Here is an 11,879-nt window from a genome sequence, read left to right as displayed (position 1 = left end):
GTCATCCGCTCCTGGCTGCTGGACCTCGCGGTCAACGCCCTCGACGAGGACGAGCACCTGGAGAAGCTGCGCGGTTATGCACAGGACTCCGGCGAGGGCCGCTGGACTGTGGAAGCCGCCATCGACAACGCCGTGCCGCTGCCCGCGATCACGGCCTCCCTCTTCGCGCGGTTCGCCTCGCGCCAGGAGGACTCGCCGCAGATGAAGATGATCGCGGCGCTGCGGAACCAGTTCGGCGGCCACGCGGTCGAGAAGAAGTAATCCACACCCTGGGGAAACCCAGGACCACGTTGGGGGAGGTCGGCGCACCACCATGCACGTCACGCATCTGTCGCTCGCCGACTTCCGCTCGTACGCCCGGGTCGAAGTCCCGTTCGACCCGGGCGTCACCGCCTTCGTCGGCCCCAACGGCCAGGGCAAGACGAACCTGGTCGAGGCCATCGGCTACCTCGCCACCCTCGGCAGCCACCGCGTCTCCTCCGACGCCCCGCTCGTCCGGGTGGGCGCCGAGCGGGCGATCATCCGTGCCCAGGTCCGGCAGGGCGAGCGGCAGCAACTGGTCGAGCTGGAGCTGAACCCGGGCAGGGCCAACCGCGCCCGCATCAATCGGTCCTCGCAGGTCAGGCCCCGTGACGTGCTCGGCATCGTACGGACGGTGCTGTTCGCCCCCGAGGATCTCGCCCTGGTCAAGGGCGACCCTGGCGAGCGGCGCCGCTTCCTCGACGAGCTGATCACCGCCCGCTCCCCGCGCATGGCCGGTGTGCGCTCCGACTACGACCGGGTCCTCAAGCAGCGCAACACCCTGCTGAAGACGGCCGCACTGGCCCGGCGGCACGGCGGCCGGACCATGGACCTGTCCACACTCGACGTCTGGGACCAGCACCTCGCGCGCGCGGGCGCCGAGCTGCTCGCCCAGCGTCTCGAACTGATCGCCGCGCTTCAGCCGCTCGCCGACAAGGCGTACGAACAACTGGCCCCCGGCGGCGGTCCGGTCGCCCTGGAGTACAAGCCGTCCTCCCCGGGCGACGCCCATACGCGCGAGGCCCTCTACGAGCAGCTCATGGCCGCCCTCGCGGACGCCCGCAAGCAGGAGATCGAGCGAGGCGTCACCCTTGTGGGGCCTCATCGGGACGATTTGCATCTCAAACTCGGTGAGATGCCCGCCAAGGGATACGCCTCCCACGGCGAGTCCTGGTCCTACGCGTTGGCGCTGCGCCTCGCCTCGTACGACCTGCTGCGCGCCGAGGGCAACGAGCCCGTGCTGATCCTCGACGACGTCTTCGCCGAGCTGGACACCCGTCGCCGGGAGCGGCTCGCCGAGCTGGTCGCGCCCGGCGAGCAGGTGCTGGTGACGGCCGCGGTCGACGACGACGTACCGCATGTGCTGGTGGGGGCGCGGTACACCGTGGCGGACGGGACGGTCGAGCGCGCATGACCACGGACGAACCGGGCCCGAAGAAGACCCCTCAGCCCTCGGGCGTCGACCTCGCGCGTGTGGCGCTGCGGGCGGCGAAGGAGGCCGCACGCGCGCGTGGGGACGCGGTGCAGCAGAAGAAGCAGGCGCGTCGCGGCGGTCTGCGCTCCGGCGCGCGCGCCGACGGCCGCGACCCCATGGCGCTCGGCGCCGCCATCAACCGACTGATCAGCGAGCGCGGCTGGGAGGCTCCGGCCGCGGTGGGCGGTGTGATGGGCCGCTGGCCGGAGATCGTCGGCGACGACGTGGCCAAGCACTGCGTCCCGGAGAAGTACGACGAGGACGAGCGGGTGCTCGTCGTGCGCTGCGACTCCACCGCCTGGGCCACCAACCTGCGGCTGCTCGCCCCCACGCTGGTGGCCCGCCTCAACGAGGACCTCGGCCATGGCGCGGTCAAGGCGATCAAGGTGTACGGCCCTGGCGGCCCCGTCCGTCGCTACGGCCCTCTGCGCGCCCCGGGGAGCACCGGGCCCGGCGACACCTACGGGTGAGCCACGACAGGTGCAGGGTGAGCTGCATCACATGCCACGGGTGACTCACGTCACCTTGGCGGCGGCCGACGGTCGCCGTTGTCCACAGGCGCGCACTGATCGTCGTACAACCGCACGCGGTTGCGAATCCTGACCTGACCCCGGAGTAGCGATGGGTTGACACCCGGAAGCGCTGAGTGCCTCTGTGAGCCTCTTGGAGCCCCCATCCGCATATCGGGACCCGGCCGAGGATGGTTCAGGGCGGCACATGCGGACTCAGGTACCGGCAAACCCCCATCACTGTCGGCGCTACCGGTAGACTGGGAGACAATCCCGCCCCGATCGTGGGGACCGTCCGGGAAAAGCTGAGCAACGCTGAACAAGGCTTACCAACGCAACATGCCGCAGCCGCTCCGGCAACCCGCCGACGAGCCCGGCTCGTGCTGTGCCAGAAAGGGCGCTTCGTGGCCGATTCCGGCAACCCCAACGAGAACATCCCGTCCACCGAAGCCGGCGTGAACGCCGTGGCCAACGCCTCGAACGGCGAGGTCACGGCTTCGTACGACGCCAGCGCCATTACCGTCCTCGAGGGTCTGGACGCGGTCCGCAAGCGACCCGGCATGTACATCGGCTCGACCGGTGAGCGCGGCCTGCACCACCTCGTGTACGAGGTCGTCGACAACTCCGTCGACGAGGCGCTGGCCGGGCACGCGGACACCATCGACGTCACGATCCTCGCCGACGGCGGGGTCCGGGTCGTGGACAACGGCCGAGGCATCCCGGTCGGCATCGTCCCGTCCGAGAACAAGCCGGCCCTCGAGGTCGTGCTGACCGTGCTGCACGCGGGCGGCAAGTTCGGCGGTGGCGGCTATGCGGTCTCCGGCGGTCTGCACGGCGTCGGCGTCTCCGTCGTGAACGCCCTGTCCTCCAAGGTCGCCGTCGAGGTCAGGACCGACGGCCACCGCTGGACGCAGGACTACAAGATGGGCGTCCCGACGGCCCCGCTCGCCAAGCACGAGGCCACCGAGGAGACCGGCACGTCGGTCACCTTCTGGGCCGACGGCGACATCTTCGAGACCACCGACTACTCCTTCGAGACGCTCTCGCGGCGCTTCCAGGAGATGGCGTTCCTCAACAAGGGTTTGACGATCAAACTCACTGACGAGCGCGAGTCGGCCAAGGCCACGGCGGGCGCGGACGAGGCGGGCGCGGACGAGAAGCAGGAGCCCAAGACCGTCACGTACCACTACGAGGGCGGCATCGTCGACTTCGTGACGTACCTCAACTCCCGCAAGGGAGACGTGGTGCACCCCTCGGTCATCGACCTGCAGGCGGAGGACAAGGAGAAGAACCTCTCCCTCGAGGTCGCCATGCAGTGGAACAACGGCTACACCGAGGGTGTCTACTCCTTCGCGAACATCATCCACACCCATGAGGGCGGTACGCACGAGGAGGGCTTCCGCGCCGCGCTGACGTCGCTGATCAACAAGTACGCGCGCGACAAGAAGCTGCTGCGTGAGAAGGACGACAACCTCACGGGTGACGACATCCGTGAGGGCCTGACGGCGATCATCTCGGTCAAGCTGAGCGAGCCGCAGTTCGAGGGCCAGACCAAGACCAAGCTGGGCAACACGGAGGCGAAGACCTTCGTGCAGAAGGTGGTCTACGAGCACCTCAACGACTGGCTGGACCGCAACCCGAACGAGGCCGCGGACATCGTCCGCAAGGGCATCCAGGCGGCCACCGCGCGCGTGGCGGCCCGCAAGGCGCGCGACCTGACCCGCCGCAAGGGCCTGCTGGAGAGCGCGTCGCTGCCGGGCAAGCTGTCCGACTGCCAGTCGAACGACCCCATCAAGTGCGAGATCTTCATCGTCGAGGGTGACTCCGCCGGTGGCTCGGCCAAGTCCGGCCGCAACCCGGAGTACCAGGCGATCCTCCCGATCCGCGGCAAGATCCTCAACGTCGAGAAGGCGCGGATCGACAAGATCCTCCAGAACCAGGAGATCCAGGCGCTGATCTCCGCCTTCGGCACCGGGGTGCACGAGGACTTCGACATCGAGAAGCTCCGCTATCACAAGATCATCCTGATGGCGGACGCCGACGTCGACGGCCAGCACATCAACACCCTGCTGCTGACCTTCCTGTTCCGCTTCATGCGGCCGCTGGTCGAGGCGGGCCATGTGTTCCTGTCCCGTCCCCCGCTGTACAAGATCAAGTGGGGCCGGGAGGACGTCGACTACGCGTACTCCGACCGCGAGCGTGACGCGCTGATCGAGATGGGCCGTCAGCGCGGCAAGCGGATCAAGGAGGACTCGATCCAGCGCTTCAAGGGTCTCGGTGAGATGAACGCCGAGGAGCTGCGCATCACCACGATGGACCAGGAGCACCGCGTCCTCGGCCAGGTCACCCTCGACGACGCCGCGCAGGCCGACGAGCTGTTCTCGGTCCTGATGGGCGAGGACGTCGAGGCCCGCCGCCAGTTCATCCAGCGCAACGCCAAGGACGTCCGCTTCCTCGACATCTGAGTCGGTCTCGGCTGACCGCACCAGGAAGGATCTTCACCAGCTATGGCCGACGAGAACACTCCTGTCACGCCTGAGGACGAGGGCCAGACCCTCCGCGTCGAGCCCGTCGGGCTCGAGACGGAGATGCAGCGCTCGTACCTCGACTACGCGATGTCCGTCATCGTCTCCCGCGCGCTGCCGGACGTCCGGGACGGCCTCAAGCCCGTCCACCGCCGCGTCCTGTACGCGATGTACGACGGCGGCTACCGCCCCGAGCGCGGCTTCTACAAGTGCGCGCGTGTCGTGGGCGACGTCATGGGTAACTACCACCCCCACGGCGACAGCTCCATCTACGACGCCCTGGTCCGCCTCGCCCAGCCCTGGGCGATGCGCATGCCGCTCGTCGACTCCAACGGCAACTTCGGCTCCCCGGGCAACGACCCGGCGGCGGCCATGCGGTACACCGAGTGCAAGATGGCGCCGCTGTCGATGGAGATGGTCCGGGACATCGACGAGGAGACCGTCGACTTCACGGACAACTACGACGGCCGCTCCCAGGAGCCGACCGTCCTGCCCGCCCGCTTCCCGAACCTGCTGATCAACGGCTCGGCCGGGATCGCGGTCGGCATGGCGACCAACATCCCGCCGCACAATCTGCGCGAGGTCGCGGCCGGCGCCCAGTGGTACCTGGAGCACCCCGAGGCCAGCCACGAGGAGCTGCTGGACGCGCTCATCGAGCGCATCAAGGGCCCCGACTTCCCGACCGGCGCCCTGGCGGTGGGCCGCAAGGGCATCGAGGAGGCGTACCGCACCGGCCGCGGTTCGATCACCATGCGCGCGGTGGTCGAGGTCGAGGAGATCCAGGGCCGCCAGTGCCTGGTGGTCACCGAGCTGCCGTACCAGGTGAACCCGGACAACCTCGCGCAGAAGATCGCCGACCTGGTGAAGGACGGCAAGATCGGCGGCATCGCGGACGTCCGGGACGAGACCAGCTCCCGCACCGGTCAGCGTCTGGTCATCGTGCTGAAGAGGGACGCGGTCGCCAAGGTCGTACTGAACAACCTCTACAAGCACACCGATCTGCAGACGAACTTCGGCGCCAACATGCTGGCGCTGGTGGACGGTGTGCCCAGGACGTTGTCGCTCGACGCGTTCATCCGGCACTGGGTGACGCACCAGATCGAGGTCATCGTCCGCCGTACGCGCTTCCGGCTGCGCAAGGCCGAGGAGCGGGCGCACATCCTGCGCGGCCTGCTGAAGGCGCTGGACGCCATCGACGAGGTCATCGCGCTGATCCGGGCCAGCGACACGGTCGAGATCGCGCGTACGGGCCTGATGGAGCTGCTGGAGATCGACGAGATTCAGGCCAACGCGATCCTCGAGATGCAGCTGCGGCGCCTGGCCGCCCTGGAGCGCCAGAAGATCGTCCAGGAGCACGACGAGCTCCAGGCGAAGATCACCGAGTACAACGAGATCCTGGCCTCGCCGGTCCGCCAGCGCGGCATCGTCAGCGAGGAACTCGCCGCGCTCGTCGAGAAGTACGGCGACGACCGCAAGACCCAGCTGATCCCCTACGACGGTGACATGTCCATCGAGGACCTCATCGCCGAGGAGGACATCGTCGTCACCGTCACCCGCGGCGGTTACGTCAAGCGCACCAAGACGGACGACTACCGGGCGCAGAAGCGCGGCGGCAAGGGCGTACGCGGTACGAAGCTGAAGGAAGACGACATCGTCGACCACTTCTTCGTGTCGACCACGCACCACTGGCTGCTGTTCTTCACCAACAAGGGCCGTGTCTACCGGGCGAAGGCGTACGAGCTTCCCGACGCCGGCCGCGACGCGCGCGGGCAGCACGTGGCGAACCTGCTGGCCTTCCAGCCGGACGAGGCGATCGCCGAGATCCTCGCGATCCGCGACTACGAGGCGGCGCCGTACCTGGTCCTGGCCACCAAGGGCGGCCTGGTGAAGAAGACCTCGCTGAAGGATTACGACTCCCCGCGGTCGGGCGGTGTCATCGCGATCAACCTGCGGGAGCGGGAGGACGGTTCCGACGACGAACTGATCGGAGCCGAACTCGTATCGCCGGACGACGATCTTCTGCTGATCAGTAAGAAGGCACAGTCGATCAGGTTCACCGCGACGGACGAGTCCCTTCGCCCAATGGGACGTGCGACATCAGGCGTGAAGGGCATGAGTTTCCGCGAGGGAGACCAACTGCTCTCGATGAATGTTGTTCGACCCGGTACGTTCGTGTTCACTGCCACCGACGGCGGGTACGCGAAGCGGACCGCCGTCGACGAGTACCGCGTCCAGGGTCGCGGCGGCCTCGGCATCAAGGCCGCCAAGATCGTCGAGGACCGTGGTTCGCTCGTCGGCGCGCTGGTGGTCGAGGAGACCGACGAGATCCTCGCCATCACGCTGTCCGGCGGTGTGATTCGTACGCGAGTCAACGAGGTCAGGGAGACGGGCCGTGACACCATGGGCGTCCAACTGATCAATCTGGGCAAGCGCGATGCCGTGGTCGGTATCGCTCGAAACGCCGAGGCGGGACGCGAGGCGGAGGAGGTCGACGGCGATCTGGCCGCCGACGAGACCGCCGAGGGTGCCGTCACGACCGGCACGGACGAGGGTGAGGCGCCCTCGGCCGAGTAGCACGAGGAGTGAGTCAGCGTGAGCGGAGCCACGGGCGCCGGATCGACCGGTACCCCGGCCGGTACTTCGACCGGCACGGAGACGGACGGCGGCGGCCGTGGCTCCGCCGCGCCTGCGCCGGACCCGCACACCACCCAGCTGCGGGCCATCAAGTCACCCGCGAAGGACGCCAAGACGTCCTCCAAGTCGCCTGACACTCATGGATCCCAGGGGGGAACTGTGACGGACACCCGAGGCCCGCAGGCCCAGCAGTACGCGGCTGGAGCGGGCTCGGCCGCTCCGGGCGCCCAGCCGCAGCCGGCGGGGGCGCAGCAGACGGCTTCCCCGCTGCCCGGTGAGCGACAGCCCGAGCAGCAGCCCTCCGGGCCGTACCACCCGCCGCAGGCCTACCAGACGCCCGCTGCGCCCGCCTCCGGCGGCGCGGTACGCCGGCCGCGCACCGGGGCGCGCACCACGCCGCGGGTGCGCAAGGCGCGGCTGCGGGTGGCCAAGGCCGACCCGTGGTCGGTGATGAAGGTCAGCTTCCTGCTCTCCATCGCGCTCGGCATCTGCACGATCGTGGCGTCGGCGGTGCTGTGGATGGTCATGGACGCGATGGGCGTCTTCTCCACGGTCGGCGGCACCATCTCCGAGGCGACCGGTTCGAACGAGTCGAACGGCTTCGACCTGCAGGCGTTCCTGTCGCTGCCCAACGTCCTGATGTTCACGGCGATCATCGCGGTCATCGACGTCGTCCTGGCGACGGCGCTGGCGACGCTCGGCGCGTTCATCTACAACCTCTCCGCGGGCTTCGTCGGCGGGGTGGAGCTGACGCTGGCCGAGGACGAGTGACGGGGTCCTTTAAACATCCAGCGACTATCGATTTTGGGACTGCCCCAGTCGTGCGCTAATCTTCAGGAGTCAGCGCGCGGGACACGCACCGCAGAGCGCGGCGGGGCTATAGCTCAGTTGGTTAGAGCGCATCCCTGATAAGGATGAGGCCACAGGTTCAAATCCTGTTAGCCCCACCAGCGAAAAGACCCCCAGTCCAATAGGGCTGGGGGTCTTTGCATCGTAGGGGACTTCGCGTCGCTGGGGCCCTGACATCCACGGATGACATCAAGGGCTAGCGGCTTCCTGTGGTCAGGCGTTTCACGCGGGCGGCCGCCGCTTTCGCCCGGCGGCGGGCCTCGGTCACGCGGCGGTCGACGAAGCGGGCGCGCTCCCGGGCCTGGCGTTCGGCGGCGACGGCCTGGCGGTGCTCCTCCTCGGCCCGTTCCAGCTCCTCGGCCAGGCTGCCGACGCGCTGTCGCAGCTGGTCCGCCTGCTTCTTGGCGCCTTCCGCGTCGTGGGCGGCCGCCGTCGCCTCCTCCTCAGCGGCGCGCAGTTCGCTCTCGGCGCTCTCGGCTTCCTCCCGCGCCTTCGCCAGGCGCTCGCGCCGGGTCTCGTCCGCCGCGCTCTCACGGCGGGCAGCCGGAGGTGGCGCCGCGGATACGGCAGGAGCGCGTCGTACGGCATCCTGTGCGATCGCGGGGAAGCCCACCGCGGCGTCGAGCGGCTTGACCAGCCGCCCCGCTGCCCAGTGCTCCGCCGCGTCGGGGTCGGCGAGTACGGCCTGCAGGGTGCTCTCGACCTCCCGCTGGGCCTCCGGGGTGATCGGGCGACCCGCCTGTGCGGCGAGTTGTCCGGCCTGCCGCGACAGGGCGCTGATCAGGACGCGTTGCTGACGGATGAGTTCGCGCAGTTGAGCGCCGTCCAGGTCGTGGTGTGCCTGGCGCAGGCCCTCTCCGAGCCTCAGCAGTGGTTCGACCTGGTCGGGCTGTTCGCGGACCAGGAGGTTGCTCGCCCACGCCGACAGGCTCGGGCGGCGCAGCTTGCCGATCTTCTCGGCGAGGGCGCGGTCGCCGGCCTTGCGAGCTGCCGCCGCGTGTGTGTCGCGGGCGGTGGTGAAGTGCTCCGGCCGCAGCCTGTACAGCTCGTCGGCGACAGCGTCGAAGTCCACGGGGGTGCCTCTCCGCGCAGCGGGGCGTCGTATGGGGCGGGGTTCCGATTTTCTCAGAGATGGCCTGGAACGGCGCCCTCGATCAGAGATGGCCTGGAATGGCGCTCGATCGCGACGAGCCGCCCTCCGCCCGTCCTGCCCGTCGCCGCGAGCGGGGCATTGTCAGTGGCGTCTGCGATGGTGTGGTTACGAGGCGGTGCGAGCCGTCACGGTCAGTGCTGGAGGGGGCATGGTGACAGGTCGGAGTGACGGGCGGGTCGGTGAGGGGTGGGCCAGGGTCCGCTGGGAGGACTGGCGGGACTATGACGCCATCCGGCGGCGTCTTGACCAGGGCGCCGATCCCGAAAAGTGGGGCGGAGGGCGTCCGCTGCACAAAGCGGCGGTGTTCGGTTCACCGGAGGTCGTCGCGGAGCTGGCCCGGCGCGTCGCGGACGTGGACGCGTTGGAGGAGGGGGTGAGCGCGTTGTGGGCGGCCGTCCTGGCCGGGCGAGCGGACAATGCCCGCGCGCTGGCCGCCGCCGGTGCCGATCCCTGGCGGGTGTTCATGGGCGGATGGTCGCCGGGGCGGCTCAGTCTGGCGGGGCCGACGCCGGACCTGTTCGACGTGCCCGAAGAGGGGCCAGGCCTGACAGAGACGGAGCGTGCGGCGGCCGAGGAAGGCAGACGGCTCATCGCGGCGCTGGGGAACTTCTACTACGACGGCACGGGTCTGGCCTGCGTGGCCGGGATCGACGCCGAGGAGGCGATACGCCGCCTGGAGGCGACGCCGGTCGACGGGGCGAAGGTGGACACGCTGCTGGAGGACCCCTACTCCTACGACATGGACGAGAGTCTGCAGGTCATCGGCGTGACCACCGTGCCGGGCGGCTGCGTGGTCACCCAGCCGTGGGGGTACGCGCCGCAGATGCCCGGCGTGCTGAAGCTGCTCTCCGCCGGGACCCTCTGCTACGGCCTGTACGCCAACCCCAAGAGCGGCAACCAGGGCAGCATCGCCCGCGACGGGGTCATAGAGGGCTGGGATCTCCACCCGGGCGGTGGGCCGAACCCGGAGGACCCGCCGGAGGAGGTGCTGGCGTCCTACCTCTACCGCTCCAACGCGGTGGCGTATTCGTGTGCGTACGCGGGACTGCGGCTTACGGACGCGCGGGCGGTCGTCGGGCCGGTCGCCGCGTGGGTGGAGCTGCCTCGGCGGGACTACTGGGGCCACCACTGAGGCGTGGCAGTACGCACGTGATGATGGCCGCATGCGCAGACATCGCGACGACAGCCGTTTGAGTAGACGTATCAGTGTGTGGGTTTCGGCCTTGGGGCTCCTGCCTGCCTTGTTGCTCGCCGTTGGAGGCGTGCAGGAGTACCGGGCGGGTGGGTCGGTGCTCTGGGCCGCAGCGGGGGTCGGGCTGGTGCTGGTGGCGGTATGGGTCCTCGTCCGGGACGTACGGGCGCTGCGGGCGGCCAGGGACGGGGCACGGTAGCGGACGTCTGCGGCCCTGCGGTGCCTCGGGGGGATTCACGTACCGGGAGCTCGAACAGCGGGGCGATGCGCTGGCGGGCAGCCCTCTGGCCAACGCCCTCGCGTCGGATGCGCTGCCGGGACGGAGCTGGTGGCCGCGTTCGTGGCCTGCTGGAACTGTGGGAGATGTGCGCCGTGGCGACAAGAGAACCGGGGCGACCGTCCGGCCCCTGCGACGGTGGCCGTGGCCGGGGAACGCGGAGACCCGGCCACTGTGGGAGTGGCCGGGTCTCAAGGTGAGGGCGTTGTACGCAAGTCCGCCGTGACGACAGGGATGAAGAGGGACGAAGAGAGGTAAAGGGACGAAGAGAGGTAAAGGGAGGAGACGCAAGGCTGGGATTCAGCGCTGGAGAGGCAGTGATACATGGCCGGCGGCGGTGACGGGCGGCTCCGTGTCGCAGTCGTCGGTTCGCGCAGCAGCGGTCTGGCTGGTCTCGGCGAGCGGGTGGTGCCGGCAGCTCGGGGACTTTCCGTGCGCCTCGGCTCGGATGCGCTGTTTCATCGTGGGGGGCAGGGTCCGGGCGTGAGCCCAGGCCCAGGGGGACATCGTCGGCACCGTGAGGCGCGGGCTGGTGCTGTTGCGGGCCGGCTCGGTCTGAGGTACCGCCGCGGAGGCAGACGTGGCGATGAATCCGAGCGCCGTGAGCAATGCGAGGAAGGCGGTGACGATGACGTTCCACAGGTTCATGACCTTGTTCCGGGCCATGGCCCCTCACTTTCGGGTTGGGCGATTTGCGTACTTTCCTCATGATGTGTATGGGGCTCGCGAAGTGGTGGACCAACGCCCATGGCGCGGCGATCTTCAGATGAACACCACCCGGATGGACGCAAGAAGTCCGAAAACCTCGGAAGGAGGGAGGAGAGTGGCGAAGGCTGGCAAATCTCACCCTCCGTAGGGGTGTGATCACCCTCGGATCGGAGTGGTGCCGTCCGCTGTGGGTTCGCTGCCGGTGCCGCTTCTAGTGCGGGATGCCGGTGGGGAGTTGGGGCAGCGCGCAGGTCACCGATCGATATCGGTCGGTGTGTATAGTCGGGCGGCAGAGGTCCCCTACGTCAAGGAAAGACGAGGTCGCGCGGTGAAGAAGCTTCTCCTGGTCGCACTGGCCGCCATCGGCGGGCTCCTCGTGTACCGCCAGATCCAGGCGGATCGCGCCGAGCAGGATCTGTGGACGGAGGCGACTGACTCCGTGCCCACGGGTTCGTGAGTACCGACAACCGAATCTGAACAGACCCCGGCCGCGTCGCGGTCGGGGTTTTGCGTGTATGCGGGTGCCGGCCGAGGGGC

At 69.0% G+C, this 11,879-nt stretch carries 10 protein-coding genes, 1 tRNA gene and 1 pseudogene; 10 read left to right on the top strand and 2 right to left on the bottom strand.

Features of this window, described 5'->3' with window-relative positions; all coding sequences use genetic code 11:
• The 7 genes and pseudogenes from SSP24_RS29105 to SSP24_RS29075 form a co-directional block, all read left to right on the top strand.
• Positions 1 to 261 (top strand): annotated as a pseudogene (locus SSP24_RS29105) (6-phosphogluconate dehydrogenase); the annotation flags it as partial.
• 52 nt (positions 262 to 313) lie between these two features.
• Positions 314 to 1,435, top strand: coding sequence for a DNA replication/repair protein RecF (gene recF / locus SSP24_RS29100; protein WP_141312734.1), 1,122 nt, complete (start codon positions 314 to 316; stop codon positions 1,433 to 1,435).
• Complete coding sequence (locus SSP24_RS29095) at positions 1,432 to 1,965, top strand: DciA family protein (protein ID WP_141312732.1); 534 nt, start codon at positions 1,432 to 1,434, stop codon at positions 1,963 to 1,965. The genes recF and SSP24_RS29095 overlap by 4 nt, the downstream gene beginning before the upstream one ends.
• Before the next feature lie 443 nt (positions 1,966 to 2,408).
• Entirely contained in the window at positions 2,409 to 4,469 is a 2,061-nt protein-coding gene (gyrB, locus tag SSP24_RS29090) for a DNA topoisomerase (ATP-hydrolyzing) subunit B (protein WP_189986265.1), read from the top strand.
• Between the two features lie 42 nt (positions 4,470 to 4,511).
• A complete protein-coding gene (gyrA, locus tag SSP24_RS29085; protein ID WP_141312729.1) occupies positions 4,512 to 7,103 on the top strand; it encodes a DNA gyrase subunit A in 2,592 nt (863 codons plus the stop codon).
• A gap of 18 nt (positions 7,104 to 7,121) precedes the next feature.
• The gene (locus SSP24_RS29080; RefSeq protein ID WP_141312727.1) at positions 7,122 to 7,934 is read left to right on the top strand and encodes a DUF3566 domain-containing protein; all 813 of its coding nucleotides are present in this window, start codon (positions 7,122 to 7,124) and stop codon (positions 7,932 to 7,934) included.
• A gap of 102 nt (positions 7,935 to 8,036) precedes the next feature.
• Positions 8,037 to 8,113: transfer RNA gene (locus SSP24_RS29075), tRNA-Ile, on the top strand.
• 95 nt (positions 8,114 to 8,208) lie between these two features.
• On the opposite strand, the gene SSP24_RS29070 is transcribed toward SSP24_RS29075, so the two are convergent.
• Positions 8,209 to 9,084, bottom strand: a complete 876-nt coding sequence (locus SSP24_RS29070) for a hypothetical protein (protein ID WP_141312725.1) — start codon at positions 9,082 to 9,084, stop codon at positions 8,209 to 8,211.
• A gap of 229 nt (positions 9,085 to 9,313) precedes the next feature.
• Here SSP24_RS29070 and SSP24_RS29065 point away from each other — a divergent pair, with 229 nt between their 5' ends.
• Both SSP24_RS29065 and SSP24_RS44975 read left to right on the top strand, forming a co-directional pair.
• Positions 9,314 to 10,297, top strand: a complete 984-nt coding sequence (locus SSP24_RS29065; RefSeq protein WP_141312724.1) for an ankyrin repeat domain-containing protein — start codon at positions 9,314 to 9,316, stop codon at positions 10,295 to 10,297.
• A gap of 130 nt (positions 10,298 to 10,427) precedes the next feature.
• Positions 10,428 to 10,556, top strand: a complete 129-nt coding sequence (locus SSP24_RS44975; RefSeq protein ID WP_268255082.1) for a hypothetical protein — start codon at positions 10,428 to 10,430, stop codon at positions 10,554 to 10,556.
• A gap of 378 nt (positions 10,557 to 10,934) precedes the next feature.
• On the opposite strand, the gene SSP24_RS29055 is transcribed toward SSP24_RS44975, so the two are convergent.
• Positions 10,935 to 11,300: a DUF6344 domain-containing protein gene (locus SSP24_RS29055; RefSeq protein WP_141312721.1), complete on the bottom strand. Its 366-nt coding sequence runs from the start codon at positions 11,298 to 11,300 to the stop codon at positions 10,935 to 10,937.
• A gap of 370 nt (positions 11,301 to 11,670) precedes the next feature.
• Here SSP24_RS29055 and SSP24_RS43585 point away from each other — a divergent pair, with 370 nt between their 5' ends.
• Positions 11,671 to 11,799: a DLW-39 family protein gene (locus SSP24_RS43585; protein WP_003999697.1), complete on the top strand. Its 129-nt coding sequence runs from the start codon at positions 11,671 to 11,673 to the stop codon at positions 11,797 to 11,799.
• Positions 11,800 to 11,879: the final 80 nt, after the last annotated feature.

This window comes from Streptomyces spinoverrucosus (genome assembly GCF_006539505.1).
Taxonomy (GTDB): Bacteria; Actinomycetota; Actinomycetes; order Streptomycetales; family Streptomycetaceae; genus Streptomyces; species Streptomyces spinoverrucosus.
This window is presented reverse-complemented; position numbering and strand designations above follow the sequence as displayed.